This window comes from Sphingomonas fuzhouensis (genome assembly GCF_034659795.1).
GTDB classification, from domain to species: Bacteria; Pseudomonadota; Alphaproteobacteria; order Sphingomonadales; family Sphingomonadaceae; genus Sphingomonas; species Sphingomonas fuzhouensis.
The window spans coordinates 54,293-79,252 of sequence record NZ_JAXSQY010000003.1; the positions used below are offsets into that span (position 1 = coordinate 54,293).

Sequence of the window (24,960 nt, forward strand, 5' to 3'; positions counted from 1 at the left end):
CCCCCCTTTTTGTCCCCCCCGCCCCCCCCCCCCCCCGGGGGGGTGCGGGCGGGGGGGCGCCCCCCGGGGCTTGGCAAGGCGCCATTGCCCAGCCCCCGCCCCTCACCCAACCCTCTCCCCGGAGGGGAGAGGGCTCTTTGCCTTTTTGCGCCTTTAGAACGCCAGCCCCATCGCGGTCTTCACGCCTGGCAGCGCCTTGACCTTGGCCAGCAGCTCCGCGTCCACCGCCTCGTCGACCGAGAGCAGCAGCACCGCCTCGCCGCCCGCCGAGCGGCGGCCAAGGTGGAAGGTGCCGATATTGACACCCGCCTCGCCCAGCGTGGTGCCGAGACGCCCGATAAAGCCCGGCGCGTCCTCGTTGACGACATAGAGCATCGGCCCGGCGAGATCGGCCTCGACCTTGATGCCGAACAGCTCGACCAGGCGCGGGGCCTGATCGCCGAACAGCGTGCCCGCGACCGAACGCTCGCCGTCCGCCGTCGTCACCGTCACGCGGACCAGCGTGTGGTAATCGCCCTCGCGGTCATGGCGCACTTCACGCACGTCGAGGCCGCGTTCCTTGGCGAGGAAGGGCGCGTTGACCATGTTCACCGTGTCCGAATGGACGCGCATGAAGCCCGCCAGCACCGCGCCCGTGATCGGCTTAAGGTTGAGCGCAGCGGCCGCGCCCTCCGCCTCGATCGCGATGCCCGTCACCGCGCCGTGCGAGAGCTGGCCGACCAGCGAGCCCAGCTTTTCAGCGAGCGCCATGTACGGCTTCAGCTTCGGCGCTTCCTCGGCGGTGAGGCTCGGCATGTTGAGCGCGTTGGTGACGCCGCCCGAGACGAGGAAATCAGCGAGTTGCTCGGCGACCTGGATGGCGACATTGACCTGCGCTTCGGTGGTCGAGGCGCCGAGGTGCGGCGTCGAGATGAAGTTGGGCGTGCCGAACAGCGGGCTCTCCTTGGCCGGTTCGACCTTGAACACGTCGAGCGCCGCGCCACCGATATGACCCGAATCCAAGCCCGCCTTCAGCGCCTCTTCGTCGATCAGGCCGCCGCGCGCGCAGTTGATGATACGCACGCCCTTCTTGGTCTTGGCGAGCGCCTCGGCCGACAGGATGTTGCGGGTCTGGTCGGTCAGCGGCGTGTGCAGCGTGATGAAGTCGGCGCGGGCGAGCAACTCGTCCAGCGTCACCTTCTCCACGCCCATTTCCAGCGCGCGCTCGGGCGTCAGGAACGGGTCGAAGGCGACGACCTTCATCCGCAGGCCGAGCGCACGGTCGGCCACGATCGAGCCGATATTGCCCGCACCGATCAGGCCCAGCGTCTTGGACGTCAGCTCGACGCCCATGAAGCGGTTCTTCTCCCACTTGCCGGCTTGCGTCGAGGCATCGGCCTCGGGCAACTGGCGGGCGAGCGCGAACATCAGCGCGATGGCATGTTCGGCGGTGGTGATCGAGTTGCCGAACGGCGTGTTCATCACCACCACGCCCTTGGCGCTGGCGGCGGGGATGTCGACATTGTCGACGCCGATCCCGGCACGGCCGACGACCTTCAGGTTCGTGGCGTGCTCCAGGATGTCCTTGGTGACCTTGGTCGAACTGCGGATCGCCAGGCCGTCATATTGGCCGATGATCGCCTTCAGTTCGTCCGGCGTCTTGCCGGTGATCTCGTCCACCTCGACCCCGCGCTCGCGGAAGATCTGGGCGGCCTTGGGGTCCATTTTGTCGCTGATGAGAACTTTGGGCATGGGGATGGCTCCGGGAATAGGGGAATGTCTCCCTCTCCCCACTAGGGAGAGGGCCGGGGTGAGGGGTTGGGGCTTGGCGACGAATTTGCCGCCTGGCCCAGCGCTGCCCCTCACCCAACCCTCTCCCCGAGGGAGAGAGGGCTTAAGGAAATCAGGCTTTGGCGGTCGCGTAGGCCCAGTCGAGCCAGGGGCCGAGCGCCTCGATATCGGCGGTTTCGACCGTGGCGCCGCACCAGATGCGCAGGCCCGCGGGCGCGTCGCGGTAACCCGCCACGTCATAGGCCGCGCCTTCGGCTTCGAGCAGCGCGGCCATCTTCTTGATGACCGCCTCGTCCGCGCCCTCGACCGTCAGGCAGACGCTGGTGGTCGAGCGGATCGCCGGATCGGCCGCCAGATGGCCGAGCCAGTCGCGCTCCTCGACGATCCTGTTCAGCGCCGCCGCATTGGCGTCCGAACGCTTGATAAGCGCATCCGCACCGCCAAGAGCCTTGCCCCATTCGAGCGCGAAGATCGCGTCCTCGACGGCGAGCATCGAGGGGGTGTTGATCGTCTCGCCCTTGAACACGCCCTCGGCCAGCTTGCCCTTCGACACCAGGCGGAAGACCTTGGGCAGTGGCCAGGCCGGGGTGTAGGTCTCCAGACGCTCGACGGCGCGCGGGCCGAGGATCAGGACGCCGTGCGCGCCCTCGCCGCCCAGCACCTTCTGCCACGAGAAGGTGGCGACATCGATCTTGTCCCAGGGCAGGTCATAGGCGAACACCGCGCTGGTCGCGTCGGCGAAGGACAGGCCCTCGCGGTCGTCGGCGATCCAGTCGCCGTTCGGTACGCGCACGCCGCTGGTGGTGCCGTTCCAGGTGAAGAGCACGTCGTTCGACCAGTCGACCGCATTCAGGTCCGCGATCTGGCCGTAATCGGCACGCAGGACAGTGGGCTCCAGCTTCAACTGCTTGACCGCATCGGTCACCCAGCCTTCGCCGAAGCTTTCCCAGGCGAGCGTGGTGACGGGGCGGGCGCCCAGCATGGTCCACATCGCCATTTCGAATGCGCCGGTGTCGGAGCCGGGGACGATGCCGATGCGGTGGGTGTCGGGGAGCTTCAGCAGCTCGCGCATCAGGTCGATGCAATATTGCAGCCGCTGCTTGCCCAGCTTCGAGCGATGCGAACGGCCGAGGCTGTCCGTCGCGAGCTTGGCCGCGTCCCAACCGGGAGGCTTGGCGCAGGGACCGCTGGAGAAATAGGGGCGCGCCGGTTTGGTGGCGGGCTTCGCGGGCGCAAGAGTGGCGTCGGCGGTATTCACTTCAGTCATTTAAGACTCTCCTCACAGAGAGCACGCGCGGCGTTGGGACCGCGTGGCCCGTCGACGGCCCTAGCGATGTCGATCGAAGATGACAATCACAATCGCGATGGCGCAATATTGCATCCGGCGAAGCCGTGAAGGGGGAATTTCAGAATGCTCAGCAATCCCAGACGTTTGATGCAATGGACCATCGCGCTCAGCTGTTTGTGGTTGCTCAACAGCCTTGGTCAGGCCGGAATAGATGTCTGGCAAACCAGCATCTTGGGCGGCTTTGGCAGCGTCCCCATCACCCCCGAGCGGGTGATTCGCGCAAGTGAGGCCGTGCTGCCCGTACAGCCGCTGCTCGTCCTATTGTCCATCCTCAGCCATATCGGCTTCTTCGGCTGGGTCTATGTCATCAACCGCAACGCGCAGCAGTGGAGCGATGCCATGACGATCGGTCCGGGTTGGAATGTCGGCTGGTTTTTCGTGCCCGTCGCCTCCTTGTGGAAGCCATTCGACGGGATTCGGGAGAGCCGCAACGTCTCGATCGCCCTGCTGACTGCCCGTCCGCTGATCGATATCGCGACATACCAAAGCCGACGTATCGCCGGAGAGGCCTTCCTGTCGCAGGAGGAGGGTGCAGCGCTCCCATCATAGTCAGACACCCCACCATATCGAATTTCAATATATGCCCTGCTCGATAATCGATGATCTATTATTGAATATCGATATTGATTCGATGTGGAGGACAGAACACGATGACACGCTTCGCCAGTCATATCAGCACCTTGCTGTACGCCGCTCTGCTCGCCATTCTGGCGTTCGTCACGATCATCATCCTGGCGTCGGTCGGCGTGCTGATCGTCGATGCGATCTCGCCGGGCGCGCTGGGGGCGGTGCATGTCAATGCGCAGGCGATCGACACCAAGACCCCCGGCGTGGTCGCCGCCGCGCTGGCGGTCATGCTGATCGCGCTGGGCCTCGCCTGGGCCGCCCTGCTCCCCCTGATCCAGATGCTGCGCAGCACCGCGGCGGGCGCGCCCTTCACTATTGCCAATGTCAAGCGACTGAACTGGATCGCGGGCACCATCGCGGTCGCCTATCTGCTGCAATTCGTCTTGCCGCCGCTGCTGCCCTTCGAGTCGCAGGACATCATCAAGTCGATGGGCGTGGACGGCGTGTTCGCGATCCTGCTGACGCTGGTGCTCGCCCAGGTCTTTCGCGAGGGCGCGCGACTGCGCGAGGATGCGGAAGGGACGATCTGATGGCGATCCGCATCAATCTCGACCGGCTGTTGCTCGACCGGCGCATGTCGCTGACCGAACTGGCCGAGCGGGTCGACCTGACGCTGGCCAATCTGTCGATCCTGAAGACCGGCAAGGCACGCGCCATCCGCTTCACCACGCTGGACGCGATCTGCACTGCGCTCGATTGCCAGCCGGGTGACATATTGGAGCATGTCGCAGACACGCCTCCGCATGGCTGATCGGGGCTGACAAAAGCGAAGCGGCGAGGAACAAGGGGACATATGGTTCGCGTCCCCCTGTTTCTCGCTTTTCCGATTCTGGGGGCCGCGCTGCTCTCCGCCTGCGGTCGTCCCGACCGGCCCGTCCAGCAGGCCTCGCGCCCCGAACCCTATCGCCCGCCCATTCGCGAGACGGCGCAGTGCGAGGCCGATCTGCGGCGCGAGGGCGTCGATTATCGCCGCCTGCCCGACAAGGAACTGGGGCCCGGCTGTGGTCTCTACGGCGCGGTGCAGCTGACCGATATCGGCGTGCCGGTCACCGGCGTCACCGCGATGCGATGCGGCAATGCACGCGCCTTTGCCGGGTGGGTGCGCAACGCCGTTGCCCCCGCCGCGTGGCAGATTCTCGGCTCACCGCTGGCCAAGGTCGAGGGGATGGGCACCTATGCCTGCCGCAACATCGTCGGGACCAAGCGGATCGGCGACCGACGTTCGGGCCATGCGCTGGCCAATGCGGTGGATGTCGGCGGCTTCGTATTGAAGGACGGGCGGCGGATCACGCTGCTGAACGACTGGTATTCCACCGATCCGCAGATCCGCCACTTCTGGACGGTGATCCGCGCGTCGGCATGCAAGCGGTTCGGCACGGTGCTGAGCCCCGACTATAACGCGGCGCACCGCAACCACCTGCATCTGGAGGATGATGCCGCGCATTTTTGCCGGTAGCGCACCGGCCGGCGATCCCCTACATCATCCGAAATGACCGATAAGACCCAAGTACCGAACCGCGTCTTCCCCAATGCCAGCCAGGACGCCGAGAGCGCCAAGACGATCGTCTCGACGCCGCAGACCGAAAGCCCCGCTTATACGCTGGCCTTTCAGGACATGGACTTCCTGCTGCGCGAAGACCTTCGCCCCGTCCGTTTCCAGCTGGAGCTGCTGAAGGCGCAGTTGCTGCTCGAAGAGGCCAAGATCGCCTCGACCTTCGTCTTCTACGGCTCGGCGCGTATCCCCGAGCCCGCCAAGGCCGATGCGCTACTGGCGCTGGCGCATGACGACAAATCGCGCAAGATCGCCGAGAACCTGGTCGCCAAGAGCAAATATTACGACATCGCGCGCGAGCTGGCCCAGATCACCAGCCGCCTGCCCCGTGACGATCGCGGCATGCGCCAGTTCGTCGTCTGCTCGGGCGGCGGTCCTTCGATCATGGAAGCCGCCAATCGCGGCGCGGCGGATGTCGGTGCCGAGTCGGTGGGCCTGAACATCGTCCTGCCGCACGAGCAGGCGCCCAATCCCTATGTCACGCCGTCGCTGAGCCTCCAGTTCCACTATTTCGCGCTGCGCAAGATGCACTTCCTGCTCCACGCGCGCGCGCTGGCGGCGTTCCCCGGCGGCTTCGGCACGTTCGACGAGCTGTTCGAGCTGCTGACCCTGATCCAGACGGGCAAGATCCAGCCCATCCCCGTCCTGCTGTTCGGCCGCGCCTTCTGGGAACGCGTCGTCAATTTCGAGGCGCTGGTCGAGGAAGGCGTGGTGTCCGAGCGCGACCTGGGCATCTTCACCTATGTCGAAACCGCCGAAGAGGCATGGGACGTGGTCCGCAACTTCTACGAGGAACGCGCCCGCAAGGACGCCGCGCAGGCGTAACGCCGGTCGGTTTGCGATTGGCTCTGCAAAGCCCGTCTTCGCAAGAAGGCGGGCTTTTTGCTGATTCCTCCCCTGCAAGGGGAGGGGGACCATGCGGAGCATGGTGGAGGGGTGTCCCCGGTCGCGAGGTCACCCTATACTTGCCAACCGTGACACCCCTCCGTCAGGCCTTCGGCCTGCCACCTCCCCTTACAGGGGAGGAAAGCGAAAATGTGGTGTCAGCCATCGCCCGTGACGCGGTGCACAGGTTACGGCTGGCATCGCGCGGGACCGGCACGGCGACGCTAGCCCCTTTGGCCGCATCGCGAAAGGCGAGCAGGCGGAAGTCATGCCCGATCCCGCCCCGCTCGACCCAGACCAGCCACAGGTCGCGCACCCGGTAGGCTCGGAGAAAACGCACGCGCGGCGGCGCGTTCGGCGGGACGATATCCGACGCGTTGAACGGCGCCCCCACCTCGGCAATGGGCTGACCGACGGAAGCGAGCAGCGCATCCCGCACCGGCTTCGGCAAGTCCGCCATGCGCGCCGTGACGGGCTTTGCCCCCGTAATTGCGCAAGCCGGAAGCGCGGGTATCGGGGACATCGGCCCGGCGTCGGTCGTTACCATCATCATGCCACCCTTTCGTTCGCCAGCCGTTCAGCCGCTCGGTGGCAGAGGCTATCCATGCCATTCCTGCCCAGCAACCCGCGAACCCGGTTGTGTCCCGAAGCCGACCCGTCGATAGAGGAAGCATGAAGCGTCTGATCGCCGCCTTCGCCGTCACGATCCTGGTCTGGGCGCAACCGGCCGCCGCGCAGTCCATCCTGCGCGATGCGGAAACCGAATCGCTGTTCGCCGACATGGCCGCGCCGATGATCAAGGCCGCCGGGCTTTCGCCCCGCGACGTGAAGATCGTCCTGATCAACGACGATTCGATCAACGCCTTCGTCGCAGGCGGACAGATCGTCTATGTCCATTCGGGCCTGATCCAGGCGGCGGACAATGTGAACGAGGTGCAGGGCGTCGTGGCGCACGAACTGGGCCATATCGCCGACGGCCATGTCATCCTGGGCGAGCAGGCGATGAAGCCCGCGATGAAGATGCAGCTGCTGTCGATGGTGCTGGGCCTTGCCACCGCGGTTCTCGGTGGCGGCGCAGCGGGCATGGGCATGATGGCCGCCGGGCAGCAGGCGGCGATGAGCAACGTCCTCGCCTTCAGCCGCAACCAGGAATCGGCCGCCGATGCGGCGGGCGCGCGCTACCTCACCACGGCGGGCGTCACCGGCAAGGGCATGCTGAGCTTCTTCAAGAAATTGCAGAATCAGCAATATCGCTATGGCTACACCAATATCGATCCGTTCGCGCAGACCCATCCGCTGTCGTCGGTGCGTATCCAGTCGCTGACCGCCGACCTCCAGGCCTCGCCCGCCTGGAACAAGCCGATCGACGCGAAACTCCAGGAGCGGTTCCTGCGGGTGAAGGCCAAGCTGTTCGGCTATGTCTCGCCGCCCGAGACGACGCTTCAGAAATATCCCGACAGCGACCAGTCGGTCTATGCGCATTACGCCCGCGCCTATGCCTATCATAAGAGCGGCTATCCCGACAAAGCCGAGGCCGAGGCCGCCGCGCTGATCGCCAAGGACCCCAAGGACCCGTATTTCGAGGAAATCCAGGGCCAGATCCTGCTCGAATCGGGCAAGCCGCAGGAGGCACTGGCCCCCTTGCGCGCCGCGACCATGGGGTCGGGCCAGAACGCCCTGATCGCCACCACCTTCGGCCATGCCCTGATCGCCACCGAGGACAAGCGCAACCTGCCTGAGGCGGTGAAGGTGCTGAAGGTCGCGGTCCAGCGCGACGAGGACAATCCCTTTGCCTGGGTCCAGCTGGGCACCGCCTATGAACAGATGGGCGACGAACCCCGTGCCGCGCTCGCCACCGCAGAGCGGGCGAGCATGATGGGCGACAACCGCACCGCCATCCAGAGCGCCCGCTATGCGATGGCCAATCTCACCCCCAATACGTCCGAATGGATTCGGGCGCAGGATATCGCCATGACCTCTGCCGACGCCGCCGCCAGTTCCAAGAAGAAGCGCCGCTGATGGGCCTGAAGACACTGGCCGCCGTCGCGGTCCTGGGTGGTCTGGTCGGTGGCGGCACCGCCATGGCGCTGGCCCCCCTCGTCGCCCCCCATGCCGCGTCGGGCGACACGGTCCGCACCTATCTGCTCGACCATCCCGAAGTGATCCCCGAAGCGATGCAGCGCCTGCAGGACCGCGAACAAGGCAAGGCGGTGGCGGCGATCGGCGGCGGCCTGACCAAGCCGTTCGGCAATGCCTATACCGGCAACCCCAAGGGCGATGTGACGCTGGTCGAGTTTTACGACTATAATTGCGGCTATTGCCGGGCCAGCCTGCCGCTGCTGAAGCAACTCACCCAGGCCGACCCTAACTTACGCATCGTCTATCGCGAGCTGCCGATCCTGGCCCCGTCGAGCAAGGCGGCGGCGCGGGCCAGCCTGTTGGCGGCGTCCCAGGGCAAGTTCGCCGCCTTCCACGATGCGCTCTATGCCGGTGGTCCGGTCAGCGATGCGACCATCGCCGCCGCCGCCGCCAAGGCGGGCGTCGATATGAGCAAAATGGCCGCCTTCCAGCCCCAGGCGGATGCCGAGATCGCCCGTAACATGCAGGCCGCTGGGCGGCTGGGCCTGACCGGCACGCCCAGCTGGATCGTCGGCAATCAGGTCCTGTCCGGCGCGCTACCGCTCGAGGAATTGCAAAAGGCCATCGCCGCCGCGCGAAACCGTTGATAAAGCGGCGGTCTTCCAACGGGGGACTGCCGTATGACCGACCCGATCCTGTCCGTCGAGGGCGTGACCAAGACCTATAAGGGCGGGGTCACCGCCCTCCAGCCGGTCGACCTGAGCATCCGGCGCGGCGAGATTTTCGCGCTGCTTGGGCCGAATGGCGCAGGCAAGACGACGCTGATCTCGATCGTGTGCGGCATCGTCACGCCCTCGGCCGGGACCATCCGGGTCGATGGGCATGACGCGCTACGCGATTACAAGGGCGCACGGCGCAAGATCGGGCTCGTGCCACAGGAACTGTCGGTCGACATGTTCGAGCGGGTCATCGACACGGTCAATTTCAGCCGGGGCCTGTTCGGCCGCGCGCCCGACCCGGCCTATGTCGAACAGGTGCTGCGCGACCTGTCGCTCTGGGACAAGCGCCATGCCAAGCTGATGGAGCTGTCGGGCGGCATGAAGCGCCGCGTGCTGATCGCCAAGGCGCTAAGCCACGAACCCGACCTCCTCTTCCTCGACGAGCCCACGGCGGGCGTCGATGTCGAACTCCGCCGCGACATGTGGAAACTGGTCCATCGTCTGCGGGAACGCGGCGTCACCATCATCCTGACCACGCATTATATCGAGGAGGCCGAGGAAATGGCCGACCGGGTGGGCGTGATCGCCAAAGGCAAGCTGCTCCTGGTCGAGGAAAAGGCCGAGATGATGAAGAAGCTCGGCAAGCGCGAGATGGTGCTGACCCTGGCCGAGCCGATGGCGACGATCCCACCGGAGCTGGCCGAGTGGCAGTTGACGCTGGAGGATGAGGGCAAGCGCCTGCGCTACATCTTCGACGCGCGCGCCGAGCGGACCGGCATCCCGTCGCTGCTGCGCAAGCTGGGCGACATGGACATCGGGTTCAACGATCTGGAAACCTACAAATCCTCGCTGGAGGATATCTTCGTCGATCTGGTCGAGGGGACACGCGCATGAACCTGCATGGCATCTGGTCGATCTATCACTTCGAAATGGCGCGGTTCCAGCGGACGGTGTGGACCAGCCTGATGGTGCCGGTCATCACCACGACGCTCTATTTCGTGGTGTTCGGCACCGCGATTGGCTCTGCCATGAACCAGGTCTCGGGCGTGCCCTACGGCGCGTTCATCGTGCCGGGCCTGATGCTGCTGTCGATCTTTTCGGAGAGCATCCTGAACGCCAGCCTGGGCATCTACATGCCGAAGTTCACCGGCACGATGTACGAGATATTGTCCGCGCCGCTGTCACCGATCGAGACGGTGCTGGGCTATGTCGGCGCGGCGGCGAGCAAGTCGATGGTGATCGGGCTGGTCATCTTGGCCACCGCCTATCTGTTCGTCGATCTGTCGATCCTGCATCCGGTCGCGATGCTCTTCTACCTGTTGCTGGTCGCGGTGACCTTCTCGCTGTTCGGCTTCGCCATCGGCATCTGGGCGCGCGGGTTCGAGCAGTTGCAGGTCATTCCGCTGTTGATCGTCACCCCGCTGACCTTTCTAGGCGGGGCCTTCTACTCGGTGACGATCCTGCCGGAGCCGTGGCGGACGGTGACGCTGTTCAACCCGGTCGTGTACCTCATCAACGGCTTCCGCTGGACCTTCTTCGGCACGTCGGACGTGACGCCGGAGGTCAGCCTGGGCGTGACCGCGCTGTTCCTGCTGGCATGCCTGGCATGGATCGGCTGGATCTTCCGCACCGGCTGGCGGCTGAAGAACTGACCTAATTCCTCCCCTGCAAGGGGAGGTGGCAGGCCGTAGGCCTGACGGAGGGGTGTCGGCCTCTCGATAGCGAGTGGCAGGCCGGATTGCCCCCGGCAATCCTCGAACCCGCGGGGCGGGTTCGACCTGCCACTCCCCTCCACCATGCTCCGCATGGTCCCCCTCCCCTTGCAGGGGAGGAATAGTTATTTCCGCCCTACCCCGCCCAGCACCGGCGTCACCACCAAGCCGTTCAGGTCCACCAGCACATGGACCAGCATCACCACCCATAGGCTGCCGGTCATCAGATATAGCCCGGTCATCACCGCCCCCAGCGCGGTGGTGGCCAGCACCCCGACCCAACCCTGATAGCGGTGCATCGCGCCGAACAGGATCAACGAAGCGACAAAGCCGATCCCCGCCCAACCCGTCACCATCGCGACCAGCAGCGGCAGATAGAGGCGGAAGAACGCCTCCTCCGTCACCCCCGCCATGACGCTCAGGGCGGCGGCATATTTCAGCTCGCGCCGCTCGCGCGGCAGGATCGCGGAGACATCGCCCAGCGTCCGTCGTTTGAGCACCCGCGCCAGCACCGCCCCCGCGACCAGCCCGCCGATCGCACCGCCGATCAGCATCGGTTGCAGCGCCTCGGCATCTTCGAAGATCGGCGGCATCAGCCCGACCACGCCCGCAAACTCGCCCGGCAGTACCGCCAACGCGTCCCACCGCCCGAGCAGCCCCAGCCCGACCAGCACCGGCAACAGGAACGCCAGCGCCGACCGGGCCAACCACAACCGGAACCGCATCCGCCGCGAATGACTGTCGTTCAGCGCCTTGAACCGCCGATACTCGCCCAGATCCCCCTTCTGGAACCACCAGATACCCGCCAGCGCGGCGAGAAGGAGGAGGAGGCTGAGTATCGGCGTCGGAATCACAGGCGATGCTGCCCCTTCACCCAGCGGACCGTGCCAGACGAGGCGCGCATTACCACGCTCTCGGTCGTCATGACCTTGGGCCGACGCTTGACCCCGGCCAGCAGCGACCCGTCGGTCACGCCGGTTGCGGCAAAGATGCAGTCGCCCTGCGCCAGCTCGGTCAGGTCATATTGCTTGTCGAGGTCGGTCACGCCCCATTTGTGGGCGCGGGTCCGCTCGGCATCGTTGCGGAACAGCAGCCGCCCCTTGAACTGGCCGCCGACGCAACGCAGCGCGGCGCAGGCCAGCACCCCCTCCGGCGCACCGCCCGAGCCCATATAGACGTCGATCGTCGTGTCGGGATCGGTCGTCGCAATCACCCCCGCCACGTCGCCATCGCCGATCAGCACCACGCCGCAGCCCAGCGACCGCAACTCGGCGATCAGCCCCTCGTGACGCGGCCGGTCGAGCACGCACACCACGATGTCACCAGGCTTCACCCCCTTGGCCTCGGCAATGGCGCGGATATTGTCGCTGGGGCTGCGGTCGAGATCGATCACGCCCGCCGGATAGCCGGGGCCGACCGCGATCTTGTCCATATACACGTCGGGCGCGTTGAGCAGATGGCCCTTCTCAGCGATCGCCAGCACCGCCAGGCTGTTCGGCCCCGCCTTGGCGCAGATGGTCGTGCCCTCCAGCGGATCGAGCGCGATATCGATTTCGGGGCCGTTGCCGGTGCCGACCTTCTCGCCGATGAACAGCATCGGGGCCTCGTCGCGCTCGCCCTCACCGATGACCACGGTGCCATCCATGTCGAGTTCGTTGAGCGCGGCGCGCATCGCCTCGACCGCCGCCGCGTCCGCCGCCTTCTCGTCCCCGCGCCCGACCAATGTCGAGGCGGCGATCGCCGCCGCCTCGGTCACGCGCACCATTTCGAGGACGAGGACGCGGTCCAGCACATGGCTGGCGGTCTGAAGGGCGGTCTGGCTCATAAACTCTCCTGCCGCTCGCGGGCGGCCATGTTGAACATGTTTTACGGCCCCTTATCCTGCCCGGTGGCCAAGGCATAGTCCGAAAGCCGCGATCCCGTGCAGCGAACGGCGGCGCCCCGCGTTTGACCCATTCCTGTTACCTTCTCATGATGGCCGCATGCCCAACCCGATGCCAAATCGATGATCGCGCTGGACAATGTCGGCCGCCGCTATGGCGCGGTCGCGGCGGTCGACGGCGTTTCGCTGACCATCGATCGGGGCAGTTTCGTCGCGCTGGTCGGGGCATCGGGATCGGGCAAGTCGACGCTGCTGCGCATGATCAACCGGCTGGAAGAGCCCGATATCGGCCGGGTGTCGATCGACGGACGGGATGTGACGGCCGAGCCGCCGCATCTGCTGCGCCGCCGGATCGGCTATGTCTTCCAACAGCATGGGCTGTTCCCGCATATGACGGTCGCGGCGAACATCGCGATCGGGCTGCGCCTCGCGGGCCATGCGGTGGGCGAGCGGGTGGCCGAACTGCTCGATCTGGTCGACCTGCCCCGCGACCTTGCCGATCGCATGCCGGACGCGCTGTCGGGCGGTCAGCGCCAGCGCGTCGCCATCGCCCGTGCCCTCGCCACCGAGCCGCCGATCCTGTTGCTCGACGAAGCGCTGGGCGCACTCGATCCCGTCACCCGCGATGCGGTTGCGGGACGGCTGGTGGAATTGCACGCGCGGCTGGGGCTGACGACCATCCTCGTCACCCATGACATGGCCGAGGCGCTGCTGACCGCGACGCGCGTGCTGGTGATGGAGGCGGGCCGGATTGTCGCCGATACCAGCCCTGCACAACTGGTCGCCGGCGAAGGCGGTGCGGCGGCGCAGGCGTTGATGGCCGTACCCCGGCACCAGGCCGAGCGACTGGCGGCGCTTCAGGCATGAGCCCCTTTCTCGACGCACTCGCCCGCGTACCGCCGCTCCTCGCCCAGCATGTGCTGGTCAGCATGGCGGCGCTGTTGCTCGGCATCGGAATCGCGGTGCCACTGGCCTTTGCCTGTGCGCGGCGACCGGGCCTGTCGCGGGTGGCGCTGGGGTTCGCCAGTCTGGTGCAGACGATCCCGGCGCTCGCGCTGCTGGCGCTCTTCTATCCGGTGCTGCTCAGTCTGTCGGGGCTGGTCGGCGGAGGGATACCCGCGTTGGGCTTCCTGCCCTCCTTGCTGGCGCTGACGCTTTATGCACTGCTGCCGATCCTGCGCAACGGTGTGACCGGGCTGGTCGGGCTCGACCCGGCGGTGTTGCAGGCCGCCGATGCGGTGGGGATGACGAAGGCACAGAAGCTGCGGCTGGTCGAGGCACCGCTCGTCGCGCCGGTGCTGGCGGCGGGTATTCGTACCGCGGCAGTGTGGACGATCGGGGCCGCCACGCTGTCGACCACGGTGGGCCAGCCGTCGCTGGGCGACCTGATCTTTGCCGGGCTTCAGACCCAAGCCTGGGCGCTGGTGCTGGCGGGGTGTTTCGCGGCCGCTGCGCTGGCCCTGATAGTCGATGCGCTGATCGGGGCGATCGAACGCGGCCTGGCGACCCGACGGCGCTGGATGTGGATCGGCGGGCTGGTTGCGCTGACGCTGGGCGTGGCCTTGGCGACGCAGCCGCTCTGGCCGCGCGGGGGCGAAGCGCGGCGTCAGGTGGTGATCGGCGCGAAGAATTTTTCCGAGCAATATATATTGGCGCGGCTGATCGGCGACCGGCTGAGCCAAGCGGGCTATGATGTGAGCTACCGCGACGGGCTGGGCTCGGCGGTGGCGTTCGAGGCGACGGCGGCGGGCCGGGTCGACATCTATGTCGATTATGCGGGCACGCTGTGGACGACCGCGATGCACCGGCATGACTCGCCCCCACGCACGGCGATGCTGGGCGCGCTGAAGGACTGGGCAGCGACGCGCGATGTCGCGATGCTCGGGCCGCTGGGATTCGAGAATGCCTATGCCTTTGCGATGAAGGCCCCGCTCGCTGACCGGCTGGGGGTGCGGTCGCTCACCGATCTGGCGCGGGTGTCCCCTCGGCTGAAGCTGGGCAGCGATCTGGAGTTTCTCGACCGGCCCGAATGGGCGGCAGTGCGCGACGCCTATGGTCTACGCTTCGCCAGCATGACGCCGTACAGCCCGACCTTCATGTACCGCGCCCTGGCGAGCGGGCGGGCCGATGTGATCTCCGCCTTTTCCTCCGATGGTCGAATCGCGGCGGACACGCTGACCGTACTGAGCGATCCCAGCCATGCGATCCCCGGTTATGACGCGGTGGTGCTGGTCGCGAAGGACCGGGCGGGGGACGCCAGGTTCGTACAGGCGCTGCAGCCGATGCTGAACCGGATTCCGGTCGAGGCGATGCGCGAGGCGAACTACCGGGTGGATCGGGATGACGCGGCGAAGGAAAGCCCGGAAGCGGCGGCGCGGTGGCTGGCCAAGCGGGTGGGGTTGTAGTTTTGGTTCACGCGAAGCCGCGAAGTCGCGAAGAAGAATGAGGTTCGCGCGGAGGCGCGGAGAACGCGGAGGTGTCATATCCGGCGGCCGCCTTCATCCCGCCTCTCCGGCCTGCGATGAAAATAGGACGTTTGCCAAACGCGATCCACCTCCGCGTCCTCCGCGCCTCCGCGCGAACAAAAATCTCTTTCTTCGCGACTTCGCGGCTTCGCGCGAACCAATCGCCGATCCGGCCAAAGACCGGATCGGCGTTGCAGGACTCAATCGCGGAGCAGATCGTTGATGCTGGTCTTCGACCGGGTCTGCGCGTCGACGCGCTTGACGATCACCGCGCAGTACAGCCCCGGCTTGCCATCGACCGATGGGGTCGTGCCGGGCACCACCACCGAATAAGGCGGCACATGGCCCCGGAAGACCTCGCCCGTCTCGCGGTCGATGATCTTGGTCGAAGCACCGAGATAGACACCCATCGACAGCACCGCACCCTCGCCGACGCGGACGCCCTCGGCCACTTCGGCGCGCGCGCCGATGAACGCGCCGTCCTCGATGATGACCGGATCGGCCTGAAGCGGCTCCAGCACGCCGCCGATGCCTGCACCACCCGACAGGTGCACGTTCTTGCCGATCTGCGCACAGCTGCCCACGGTCGCCCAGGTGTCGACCATCGTGCCCTCACCGACATAGGCGCCGATATTGACGAAGCTGGGCATCAGGATCGCGCCCTTGGCGACATGCGCGCCGCGCCGCACGACCGATCCGGGCACCGCGCGGAAACCGGCGGCGCGGAAGTCCGCTTCCGACCAGCCGCTGAACTTCGACGGCACCTTGTCGAACCAGTGGCCCGCGCCCGGACCATTGTCGATCAGGACGTTGTCGTTGAGACGAAACGACAGCAGCACGGCCTTTTTCAGCCACTGGTTGACGGTCCAGCCGCCATTCCCGTCCGGCTCGGCCACGCGTGCTTCACCGCTGTCGAGCAGCGCCAGCGCGCGGTCGACGGCGATCCGCTCCGCCCCTTGCGTTGCGAAGTTCAGCGCGGCCCGGTTCTCCCAGGCGGCGTCGATGGTGGCGGCGAGGTCCTGGCTCATGGTCATTCCTCCAATATGCTGGTCAGCCACGGCGTCAGCGCGTGGACGGTATAGTCGATATGGTCGCGGGCCGCTTCCGGCCCCTGTTCGGAGCCGTTGTCGACCCATACGGTCGTCATCCCGATCGCCTTGGCGGGGATCAGGTTACGCGCCATGTCCTCGAAGAAGATCGCCCGTGTCGGATCGATGTCGAACGCCGCGCACAGCCCGGCATAGGCGGACGGCTGCGGCTTGGGGACGAGGCCCATGGCGGTGATGTCGTGCACCGCCTCGAAATGGCTGCCCAGCCCCAGCCGGTCGAGAACCTTGAGCGCATAGGGCTTGTCGCCATTGGTGAAGACCAGCTTGCGCCCCGGCAGCCTCGCCAGTGCAGCGGCGAGCGGCGCGTCCTGCTCCAGCACATCCATCTCGATATCGTGGACATAGGCCAGAAAGGCGGCGGGATCGACGTCATGCTCGGCCATCAAGCCCGCCAGCGTGGTGCCGTGCGCGTGGAAATAGTCCTTCTGCACCCGGAACGCCTCGGCTGGGTCCAGGCCCAGCAAGTCGCCGACGAACTGCGTCATCCGCCGGTCGATATGCGCGAACAGGTTCGCGCTCGCCGGATAGAGCGTATTGTCCAGATCGAAGATCCAGGCGTCGATATGGGCAAGCGCGGGCAGCATGGCGGCAGCGTGTAGGCGCGAGGCCCCATGGCCGCAAGCCGCCCAGTGGCGATCGGCGCCGATCTGTCGCAACCGTCCCGGACCCGGCCAGTCACTCTGAAAATCCCGCTTTCGCAAGATGCCGGGCGGCTTCTATGACGAAGACGAAGTAGGACGAAGTAGGACGTAGGGGGGGGCAAGGGTTGGCACGGTGGGGGGTACGTGGTGCGGGGGGCATCGCGACGATCTGGAGCATGGTGATCGGGGCGGGCACGCTGCTGTCCGCCTGTGGCGGTGCCGGTGCCATCCAGTCCACCCCGACACCACCCAGCCCGACCCCGACGCCAACCCCCACGCCGTCCCCGACGCCTACGCCTGCCCCGAGCCAGAATTACGACACGCCCGGCTACCGTGCGACGGCGGGGGCGGTCTCGATGAACGCGCTGGCCGCCTATCAACGGGGCGCGACCGGCGCGGGCGTGGCGCTGGGCGTCATCGATTCCGGCGTGGACGATCGTACGGGTGCCTTTACCGGCCGGATTTCGGCGGCCTCCACCGATGTCGCGGGCACGCGCGGCATCGGGGATGAGGATGGGCATGGCACCGCCGTTGCCTTCACCGCCGTCGGCGGGCGAAGCGGCGACCGAGCGCAGGGCGTGGCGTTCGACTCGACCCTGGTCGTCCTGCGCGCCGACCAGCCGGGCAGCTGCACCAGCGCCTCCAGCGATGGCGGGCTCGGCGGCCATTGCAGCTTTTCCTCCGACGCCATCGCGCGCGGGCTGGACGCCGCGCGTCAGGCGGGCGCACGCGTCGTCAACATCTCGCTCGGGTCCAACGACACGCCACCCAGCGCCTTGCTCGCCGCGATCGGACGAGCAACGGCGGCGGGCATGGTGATCGTGATCGCCGCAGGCAATGACGGCGAGTCCAATCCCACGCTGATGGCGCAGATCGCCAACAACGACTCGGTCGCGCGGGGCCAGATCATCATCGCCGGGTCGGTGGGGGCCAGCGGGACCATCTCGTCCTTCAGCAACCGGGCGGGCCAGTCGGCCGCGCATTATCTGACCGCGCTGGGCGAGCGGGTGGAGGCGCCCGATGCGGTCGGCACCCGGATGCTGTGGTCGGGGACGTCCTTCGCGGCGCCCCAGATCAGCGGCGCCGCGCTGTTGCTTGCCCAGGCCTTTCCCAACCTGACCGGCGCACAGATCGCCGATCTGCTGCTGCGCACCGCGCGCGAGGCGGGCAATAGCGGCACCGACAGCGTCTATGGCCGGGGGACGCTGGACCTCACCGCCGCCTTCCAACCGGTCGGCGGCATGAGCGTCGCGGGCAGCACCGCCGCCGTGTCGATGGGGATCAACGCGCGCCTCTCCTCCGCCATGGGCGATGCGCGGGTGTCGGGGCTGAACCTCGTCGCGCTGGACGGCTATGCCCGCGCCTACCGGGTCGACCTGTCGGGCAGCGTGGCGCAGGCGTCGCCGCGCCCCCTGCTCGCCCCGTCGCTGCTCGGCCGGATCGAGGGAACGGTCGTGACCGACGGCACCCGCTCGATCGCGCTGACCCGCGCCGTCACCATGCCCGGCGAAGCACGGCTGCGCGCGATCGTGCCGAACGATGCGCCGACCGCCACCCAGCGGATCGTCGCGGGCAGCGTGACCCAGACGCTCGATACGCGCACCACGATCGGCTTCGGCTTTGCCAGCGGCGGCGACGCGCTGGTCGCGGGATGGACGGGTCAGGCAGGGGCGGCTTTCCTGATGGCCGACCCTGGTGCCGGCATGGACCGGGCGCCGCGCGCCTCGGCCGCACTGCATCATGACCTGGGCCCGGTGGGGATCAGCGTGACGGCGGAAACCGGCCGCTTCGCCGCCCCGGTGCCGGGCATGATCGCCCCCGGCTATGACCAGATGACGCTGGGATTCGACCGGCGACTGGGCCCGATCGCCGCGACCCTGGGCATGACCCGGCTGGCCGAGCGGTCGACGGTGCTGGGCGGTTGGTTCGGCGGCGCACTGGGGCAGGCGCACGCGACCAGCTGGTTCGCCGATGCCGCCGCGCGCTGGCAAAGCGCGGATGGCTGGGCGCTGGGCGGACGCTGGCGCAGCGGCTGGACCCGCGCGACCGGGGGCCTGGGCGACGGGATGCTGGCCAGCCGGTCCTGGTCGGTCGAGGCGGGCAAGGCCGGGCTGTTCGGGCGGGACCGGATCGACCTGCGCCTGTCGCGCCCCTTGCGCGTGACCGGCGGCGGGCTCGACCTGCGGCTGCCCGACCATTGGGACTATGCCAGCGGGCAGGTCGATGGCTGGGCGATCAACCGATTGGCGCTGACGCCCACGGGTCAGGAAACGCTGGTCGAGCTGCGCCACGGCGTGAAGCTGGGTGCGGGCGAGTGGTCGACGCATCTGTTCTGGCGGCGCGACCCCGGCAATATCGCGGTGCTGCCGCCCGAGCGGGGCATGGCGGTGAAGTATGGCTTGACCTTCTGATACCCGCTCTTGGCTGGCGGGGGCGGCGGGTCGTCCCCATCTTGCTCTTATGACACGCTATTCCCTGCTCGATCTGGTGCCCGTCGTCGAGGGCGGCACTGTGGCCCAGGCGTTGGCCAACGCCGCCGACCTCGCCGCCCATGCCGAAGCGGTCGGCTTTCACCGCTACTGGACCGCCGAGCATCACGGCATGGCGGGCATCGCGTCCGCCGCGACCGCCGTGGTGCTGGCGCATATCGGGCAGGCGACCAGGGCCATCCGCATCGGTGCGGGCGGCATCATGCTGCCCAACCATGCGCCGCTGACCATCGCCGAGCAGTTCGGGACGCTCGACGCGCTGTTCCCCGGCCGGGTCGACCTGGGGCTGGGCCGTGCGCCCGGTTCGGACCAGCGCGTCGCCCGCGCGCTGCGCCGCACGCTCGACAGCGACCCCAACGCCTTCCCGCGCGACGTGATGGAGCTGCAAAGCTATTTCGCCGATGCCAATGATCTTGGGGGCCAGACCGGTATCGTCGCGACGCCGGGTGCGGGCGCGAAGCCGCAGATGTGGATATTAGGATCGAGCCTTTACGGCGCGCAACTCGCCGCCGCGCTGGGCCTTCCTTACGCGTTCGCCTCGCACTTCGCGCCGGATGCGCTGGACGACGCGCTGGCGATTTATCGCCGCGATTTCCGGCCGTCGGCGGTGTTGGACAAGCCCTATGCGATGGCGGGCTTCAACGTCTTCGCCGCCGACACCGACGAAGAGGCGGAGTTGCTGGCCAGTTCGCAGCAACAGGCCTTCGTCGCGCTGCGCACCGGTCGCCCCGGCAAGCTGCCCCCGCCCGTCGCCAACTACCGCGAGAGCCTGGGGCCGCAAGGGTCGGCGATCCTCGACCATGTCCTGTCCTGCTCGGCGATCGGCGCGCCCAAGACGGTGGAGCGGCAACTGGCGGCGTTCGTCGAACGGACCAAGGTGGATGAGGTGATGATCGTCAGTTCGATCTTCGACCATGAGGCGCGCAAACGGTCGATCGGAATTGCGGCGCGGGCGATGGATGCGTTGGGGTTGGTGGCGGCCTGATTTTTTGGGTTCGCGCGGAGGCGCTGAGAACGCAGAGAGGTTGGGCTTGTACGACCGGAAGTCTTTCCTCCCCTGGCAGGGGAGGTGGCAGGCCGAAGGCCTGACGGAGGGGTGTCGCGCTATCGATAGGGGCGACACCCCTCCACCGGCTTCGCTGGTCCCCCTCCCCTTGCAGGGGAGGAATGAAACCTCTTCAGACCGTAAGCAACGACATAGGAAGGGGACATCTGGCCCGGCGCCGCGTCCAGCACCTCCACGTTCTCCGCGCCTCCGCGCCTCCGCGCGAACCATCCTTCTTCTCTCTTCGCGTCATCGCGGCTTCGCGTGAACCAAACTATCCCACCGCCGCCGGAAGCCTGAGCCGCACCAGCAACCCGCCCAAATCCTCGCTCTCTTCCAACGACACCGTGCCACCGTAAATCTCCGCCACGTCGCGCACGATGGCGAGGCCCAGGCCGGTGCCCGGCTTGCCCGTGTCCAGCCGGACGCCGCGATCGAAGATGCGGACGCGTTCGTTCTCGGGGATGCCGGTGCCGTCGTCCTCGACCAGGATTTCGACGAACCCGGCCTGGGCCCCGACCGTCACGAAGACGCTGCCGCCGCCATATTTCGCCGCGTTCTCGACGAGGTTGCCGAGCATCTCGTCCAGATCCTGGCGCTCGACATGGACAACCAGGTCCTTCGGCCCGTCCACATCGATGCGGACATGGCGATAGAGGCGGCCGACCGCGCGTTCGACCGATTGCAGGCTGGGCCAGACCTCGGCGCGGCTGTGGGCGGAGCCGCGCCGCCCGACCGCGCGGGCGCGCGCCAGATGATGGTCGACCTGCCGCCGCATCGTCCGCGCTTCGCGGATGACGGTTTCGGCCAGATCGTCGGCATGCGCGGTCGCGGCGTTCATGATGACGGTCAGCGGAGTCTTGAGCGCATGGGCCAGGTTGCCCGCATGGCGCCGCGCTTCCTCGGCCTGTTTCTCGTTATGCTCGATCAGCGCATTGAGCTCCTCGACCATCGGCGCGACCTCGTTGGGCATCGCGTCGGAGATGCGGTCGGCTTTCCCTGCGCGCATCGCCGCGATCTCCTCGCGCACGCGGCGCAACGGATAGAGGCCGTAAAAGGTCTGCAATGCCGCCATCAGCAACAGACCGACGCCCAGCAGCGCGAAGCTGCGCACCAGCGTCCGCCGCAACGCCCCGATCTGCGCATCGAGCCCGGTGGTCCGCTGCGCCACCTGGAACCGCCAGCGCACGTCCGAGCCGGGCAGTTTCACATCGCGTTCGACGATGCGCAGCTTCTCGTCTGGGAACTGGGTGCTGGTATAGACATGGATCGTGTCGTCATTGTGCGGCGTGCCGTACGCCAGCCGCCGATCCCAGAGCGAACGCGAGGGAAACGGCTCATGCCCCTGGCCCGACACCTGCCAGTAAATGCCCGATCCCGGCTCCACGAACCCCTGATCGGCAGGTTCGCGATTGAACATGACCTCGCCTTGCGAATCGATCGCCGCCGACACCAGCAGCGACTGGAGGACATAGGCCTGGCGGTCATCGAAATTCTGGGTGACGGCGGACACCAGCACCCGGTCGAGCGCAAAGCCGCCGCCGGTCAGCAGGACCATGATCCACCCCGCGGCGATCAGGATCATGCGACGCGACAGCGATCCCGTCCGCAGGGTCGGGCGCGAGGTGCTACCGTCTGTCACAGGAAGAATCGTATCAGGCCGCCGAACCCGAAGACGCCCCCGCCGCCGGATCGTCCAGGCTGTAGCCGAGGCCCCGGATGGTGGTGATGACATCCTGGCCCAGCTTCTTGCGGATGCGCGTCACGAACACCTCGATCGTGTTCGAATCGCGGTCGAAATCCTGGTCGTAGATATGCTCGATCAGCTCGGTACGGCTGACCACCTTGCCCTTGTGGTGGAGCAGATAGGAGAGCAGCTTATATTCCTGCGCGGTCAGCTTCACCGGCTCGCCCGCGCGCGTGACCTTGCCCGAGCGGGTGTCGAGACGGACGTCGCCTGCGGTCAGTTCGGACGAGGCATTGCCGCTGGCACGCCGGATCAGCGCGCGCAGGCGGGCGATCAGCTCCTCGGTTTGGAAGGGCTTTGCGACATAATCGTCCGCACCGGCATCCAGCCCGGCCACCTTGTCCGACCAGCTGTCGCGCGCGGTCAGGACGAGGACCGGCATGGTCTTGCCCTCTTTCCGCCAGCGGTCGAGCACGGTCAGCCCGTCAATCTCCGGCAGGCCCAGGTCGAGCACGATCGCGTCATAGCTTTCGGTCGAGCCCAGGAAATGCCCCTCCTCGCCATCGGTGGCGAGGTCGATGGCATAGCCGGCCCCCTCCAGCGTGGCCTTCAACTGCTGGCCGAGATTGGGCTCGTCCTCGACGATCAGAACGCGCATCGCAAAACTCCCTGTAATCCTAACGGCCTAATTCCACGGGGCTGTCCGACAGGCCGGTCATCAGCCGTCGGTCCGGCCGATGACCTTGCCGGTGCGGGCGTCCACCTCCACCCAGATGACCGTGCCATTGCGCAGGAATTTGAGCGTGTAAACCGCCGCCGACGCATCATAATCGAAGCCGATATATTGCGAATCGCGCATGGTCGGCACCACCCGCGCCTCGATCTCGCGCAGCGACAAATTGCCTTCCTTGCGCTGCTGATAGGCGCGCATCTGATCGCCGCGACGCTGATCAAAGGCCATTCCCATCGGCGGCTCGATCATCGGCGGCGAAGCCATCGGTGCGGCAAGCAGAGCCAGAAGGACGGTCATCGACATAAAACTGGCATAGCGGGCAACCGTTGAACAGCCTCTGAATGGATCATGCAGGCCCCCGACAGCGCGCGAGGCGCTTGCCGGGTTCCCCGCGGGCCCCTAACTGCATGGCTATCATGGCAGCACCCGTTCTTTCCTATGAAGACCTGGGCCTTGTGCAAGGCTCGGGCTGGCTCTTCCGGCATCTCGACATCCATATCGGTCCGCGCGATCGGCTGGCGCTGATCGGGCGCAACGGGGCGGGCAAATCGACGCTCCTGAAACTGATCGCCGGGATCATCGATTCGGACGAGGGGCGGCGTATGATCGTGCCGGGCACCCATGTCGTTTACCTCGAGCAAGACCCGGACCTGACCGGCTGTGCCACGCTGATGGACTATGTCCTGTCGGGCGGAGGCGCGCCGGAGAGTTACGAGGCCGAGGCGATCGCCGGACAACTCGGTATCGACCTGACCCGTGACGCATCCACCGCCAGCGGCGGCGAGAAAAGGCGCGCCGCGATCGTCCGCGCACTGGCGATGAACCCGGACGTGCTGCTGCTCGACGAGCCGACCAACCATCTCGACCTCGCCGCGATCGAATGGCTGGAGGACTGGCTGAAGCGCTTCACCGGCGCCTTCGTGGTCATCAGCCATGACCGCACCTTCCTGACCCGCCTGACCAAGTCGACGCTGTGGCTCGACCGGGGCCAGATGCGCCGCAACGAGGTCGGCTTCGGCGGCTTCGACGCCTGGACCGAACAGGTCTATGCCGAGGAACAGCGCGCCGCCGAGAAGCTCGATGCCAAGCTCAAGATCGAGGAGCATTGGCTCCACCGCGGCGTCACCGCGCGGCGCAAGCGCAATCAGGGCCGTCTGGAAAAGCTGCACCAGATGCGCGCCACCCGCGCCGCGATGATCGGGCCGCAGGGTGCCGCCAAGCTCGGCATCGCGTCGGACGATGTGAAGACCAAGGAGGTCATCAAGGCCGAGCATGTCACCAAGCGCTACGGCGACCGCACGATCATCAAGGATCTGAGCTTGAAGGTCACGCGCGGCGACCGCATCGGCCTGGTCGGCGCGAACGGCGCAGGCAAGACGACGTTGCTGAAGCTGCTGACCGGCGAAATCGAACCCGACGAGGGGACGGTCTTCCTCGCCAAGACGCTGGACGGTGTCATCATCGACCAGCAGCGGAAACTGATGGCGCCGGAAAAGCGGGTGCGCGAGGTGCTGGCGGACGGCGGCGACTGGATCGACGTGCGGGGCGTGCGCAAGCATATCCATGGCTATCTCAAGGAGTTCCTGTTCGATCCCTCGCTGGCCGAGGCGAAGATCGGGACGCTGTCGGGTGGCGAACGCTCGCGCCTGCTCCTCGCCCGCGAGTTCGCGCGCGAATCCAATCTGCTGGTGCTCGACGAACCGACCAACGATCTCGATCTGGAGACGCTCGACCTGCTGCAGGAGGTGATCGGCGATTATGACGGCACCGTCCTGATCGTCAGCCACGACCGCGACTTTCTCGACCGCACCGTCACGGTGACCCTGGGGCTCGATGGCTCGGGCACGGTCGATGTGGTGGCGGGCGGCTATGCCGACTGGGTCGCCAAGCGCAAGGCACCGGCGGAGGCGAAAAAGGCCGCGCCCAAGGCCGCCCCCTCCCCCGCCGCGCCGGTCCAGGCGAAGACCAAGCTCAGCTACAAGGACCAGCGCGACTACGAACTTCTGCCCAAGCGGATCGAGGAACTGGAAGCCGTGATCGCGCGCGACGAGGAAAAGCTCGCCGACCCCGATCTCTATGCCAAGGACCCCGGCCAGTTCGACCGGCTGATGAAGGCGATCGAAAAGGCGCGCGGGGAAAAGGACGAGGCCGAGATGCGCTGGCTGGAACTGGCCGAACAGGTCGAGGCGCTGGCCAGTTGAGCCTCCGCCCCTGCGC

24 protein-coding genes are annotated in these 24,960 nt (G+C 66.9%); 14 read left to right on the plus strand and 10 right to left on the minus strand.

From position 1 onward, the window contains the following. Nucleotides 1–153: 153 nt before the first annotated feature. Complete coding sequence (serA, locus tag U1H82_RS08385) at nt 154–1,731, minus strand: phosphoglycerate dehydrogenase (RefSeq protein WP_322964482.1); 1,578 nt, start codon at nt 1,729–1,731, stop codon at nt 154–156. 151 nt (nt 1,732–1,882) lie between these two features. Beyond that, nucleotides 1,883–3,037 (minus strand): phosphoserine transaminase, encoded by a 1,155-nt coding sequence (locus U1H82_RS08390; RefSeq protein ID WP_322964483.1) that lies wholly within the window; start codon nt 3,035–3,037, stop codon nt 1,883–1,885. 144 nt (nt 3,038–3,181) lie between these two features. On the opposite strand from U1H82_RS08390, the gene U1H82_RS08395 reads away from it, so the two are divergent. The 5 genes from U1H82_RS08395 (at nt 3,182) to U1H82_RS08415 (ending at nt 6,122) form a co-directional block, all read left to right on the plus strand. Continuing rightward, nucleotides 3,182–3,667 carry a DUF4328 domain-containing protein gene (locus tag U1H82_RS08395; protein ID WP_322964484.1) on the plus strand — a complete coding sequence of 162 codons (486 nt, stop codon included), beginning with the start codon at nt 3,182–3,184 and terminating at the stop codon, nt 3,665–3,667. 101 nt (nt 3,668–3,768) lie between these two features. After that, the gene (locus tag U1H82_RS08400; RefSeq protein WP_322964485.1) at nt 3,769–4,275 is read left to right on the plus strand and encodes a DUF2975 domain-containing protein; all 507 of its coding nucleotides are present in this window, start codon (nt 3,769–3,771) and stop codon (nt 4,273–4,275) included. Further along, the gene (locus U1H82_RS08405; protein ID WP_058751526.1) at nt 4,275–4,496 is read left to right on the plus strand and encodes a helix-turn-helix domain-containing protein; all 222 of its coding nucleotides are present in this window, start codon (nt 4,275–4,277) and stop codon (nt 4,494–4,496) included. Before U1H82_RS08400 ends, U1H82_RS08405 begins: the two co-directional genes overlap by 1 nt. A 42-nt stretch (nt 4,497–4,538) precedes the next feature. Continuing rightward, nucleotides 4,539–5,201, plus strand: a complete 663-nt coding sequence (locus U1H82_RS08410; RefSeq protein ID WP_322964486.1) for an extensin family protein — start codon at nt 4,539–4,541, stop codon at nt 5,199–5,201. Between the two features lie 33 nt (nt 5,202–5,234). Continuing rightward, complete coding sequence (locus U1H82_RS08415; RefSeq protein ID WP_322964487.1) at nt 5,235–6,122, plus strand: LOG family protein; 888 nt, start codon at nt 5,235–5,237, stop codon at nt 6,120–6,122. Nucleotides 6,123–6,285: 163 nt separating this feature from the next. On the opposite strand, the gene U1H82_RS08420 is transcribed toward U1H82_RS08415, so the two are convergent. Beyond that, nucleotides 6,286–6,735: a hypothetical protein gene (locus U1H82_RS08420; RefSeq protein WP_322964488.1), complete on the minus strand. Its 450-nt coding sequence runs from the start codon at nt 6,733–6,735 to the stop codon at nt 6,286–6,288. 119 nt (nt 6,736–6,854) lie between these two features. Here U1H82_RS08420 and U1H82_RS08425 point away from each other — a divergent pair, with 119 nt between their 5' ends. The 4 genes from U1H82_RS08425 to U1H82_RS08440 are packed head-to-tail and all read left to right on the plus strand — an operon-like array spanning nt 6,855 to nt 10,632. Continuing rightward, entirely contained in the window at nt 6,855–8,201 is a 1,347-nt protein-coding gene (locus U1H82_RS08425) for a M48 family metalloprotease (RefSeq protein ID WP_322964489.1), read from the plus strand. Continuing rightward, complete coding sequence (locus U1H82_RS08430) at nt 8,201–8,908, plus strand: DsbA family protein (RefSeq protein ID WP_322964490.1); 708 nt, start codon at nt 8,201–8,203, stop codon at nt 8,906–8,908. Before U1H82_RS08425 ends, U1H82_RS08430 begins: the two co-directional genes overlap by 1 nt. 33 nt (nt 8,909–8,941) lie before the next feature. Next, entirely contained in the window at nt 8,942–9,874 is a 933-nt protein-coding gene (locus tag U1H82_RS08435; RefSeq protein ID WP_322964491.1) for an ABC transporter ATP-binding protein, read from the plus strand. Next, on the plus strand, nt 9,871–10,632 hold the full coding sequence (locus tag U1H82_RS08440; protein ID WP_322964492.1) for an ABC transporter permease: 762 nt from the start codon (nt 9,871–9,873) through the stop codon (nt 10,630–10,632). The genes U1H82_RS08435 and U1H82_RS08440 overlap by 4 nt, the downstream gene beginning before the upstream one ends. A 185-nt stretch (nt 10,633–10,817) precedes the next feature. Here the strand turns inward: U1H82_RS08440 and U1H82_RS08445 are convergent, their stop codons facing one another. Both U1H82_RS08445 and glpX read right to left on the minus strand, forming a co-directional pair. After that, nucleotides 10,818–11,546, minus strand: coding sequence for a CPBP family intramembrane glutamic endopeptidase (locus U1H82_RS08445; RefSeq protein ID WP_322964493.1), 729 nt, complete (start codon nt 11,544–11,546; stop codon nt 10,818–10,820). Next, the gene (glpX, locus tag U1H82_RS08450; protein ID WP_322964494.1) at nt 11,543–12,517 is read right to left on the minus strand and encodes a class II fructose-bisphosphatase; all 975 of its coding nucleotides are present in this window, start codon (nt 12,515–12,517) and stop codon (nt 11,543–11,545) included. The genes U1H82_RS08445 and glpX overlap by 4 nt, the downstream gene beginning before the upstream one ends. A gap of 180 nt (nt 12,518–12,697) precedes the next feature. On the opposite strand from glpX, the gene U1H82_RS08455 reads away from it, so the two are divergent. Together U1H82_RS08455 and U1H82_RS08460 are read left to right on the plus strand one after the other, a co-directional pair. Beyond that, the gene (locus U1H82_RS08455) at nt 12,698–13,441 is read left to right on the plus strand and encodes an ATP-binding cassette domain-containing protein (RefSeq protein ID WP_322964495.1); all 744 of its coding nucleotides are present in this window, start codon (nt 12,698–12,700) and stop codon (nt 13,439–13,441) included. Continuing rightward, entirely contained in the window at nt 13,438–14,979 is a 1,542-nt protein-coding gene (locus tag U1H82_RS08460; protein ID WP_322964496.1) for a glycine betaine ABC transporter substrate-binding protein, read from the plus strand. Before U1H82_RS08455 ends, U1H82_RS08460 begins: the two co-directional genes overlap by 4 nt. 260 nt (nt 14,980–15,239) lie before the next feature. Here the strand turns inward: U1H82_RS08460 and dapD are convergent, their stop codons facing one another. After that, complete coding sequence (gene dapD, locus U1H82_RS08465) at nt 15,240–16,067, minus strand: 2,3,4,5-tetrahydropyridine-2,6-dicarboxylate N-succinyltransferase (protein WP_322964497.1); 828 nt, start codon at nt 16,065–16,067, stop codon at nt 15,240–15,242. Nucleotides 16,068–16,069: 2 nt separating this feature from the next. Further along, nucleotides 16,070–16,732, minus strand: coding sequence for a pyrimidine 5'-nucleotidase (locus U1H82_RS08470; protein WP_322964498.1), 663 nt, complete (start codon nt 16,730–16,732; stop codon nt 16,070–16,072). Between the two features lie 182 nt (nt 16,733–16,914). Here U1H82_RS08470 and U1H82_RS08475 point away from each other — a divergent pair, with 182 nt between their 5' ends. Next, nucleotides 16,915–19,200, plus strand: a complete 2,286-nt coding sequence (locus U1H82_RS08475) for a S8 family serine peptidase (RefSeq protein ID WP_322964499.1) — start codon at nt 16,915–16,917, stop codon at nt 19,198–19,200. 49 nt (nt 19,201–19,249) lie between these two features. Further along, the gene (locus U1H82_RS08480; protein ID WP_322964500.1) at nt 19,250–20,263 is read left to right on the plus strand and encodes an LLM class flavin-dependent oxidoreductase; all 1,014 of its coding nucleotides are present in this window, start codon (nt 19,250–19,252) and stop codon (nt 20,261–20,263) included. A 334-nt stretch (nt 20,264–20,597) separates the two neighbouring features. Here the strand turns inward: U1H82_RS08480 and U1H82_RS08485 are convergent, their stop codons facing one another. The 3 genes from U1H82_RS08485 to U1H82_RS08495 all read right to left on the minus strand — a co-directional run bounded on the left by U1H82_RS08485 (nt 20,598) and on the right by U1H82_RS08495 (nt 23,046). Next, entirely contained in the window at nt 20,598–21,908 is a 1,311-nt protein-coding gene (locus U1H82_RS08485) for a sensor histidine kinase (protein ID WP_322964769.1), read from the minus strand. A gap of 70 nt (nt 21,909–21,978) precedes the next feature. Next, nucleotides 21,979–22,668, minus strand: coding sequence for a response regulator transcription factor (locus U1H82_RS08490; protein ID WP_322964501.1), 690 nt, complete (start codon nt 22,666–22,668; stop codon nt 21,979–21,981). A gap of 60 nt (nt 22,669–22,728) precedes the next feature. Then, entirely contained in the window at nt 22,729–23,046 is a 318-nt protein-coding gene (locus U1H82_RS08495; RefSeq protein WP_322964502.1) for a PepSY domain-containing protein, read from the minus strand. Nucleotides 23,047–23,159: 113 nt separating this feature from the next. Between U1H82_RS08495 and U1H82_RS08500 the strand changes: the two genes are divergently transcribed. Next, a complete protein-coding gene (locus tag U1H82_RS08500) occupies nt 23,160–24,944 on the plus strand; it encodes an ABC-F family ATP-binding cassette domain-containing protein (protein ID WP_322964503.1) in 1,785 nt (594 codons plus the stop codon). The last annotated feature ends 16 nt before the right edge of the window (nt 24,945–24,960 follow it).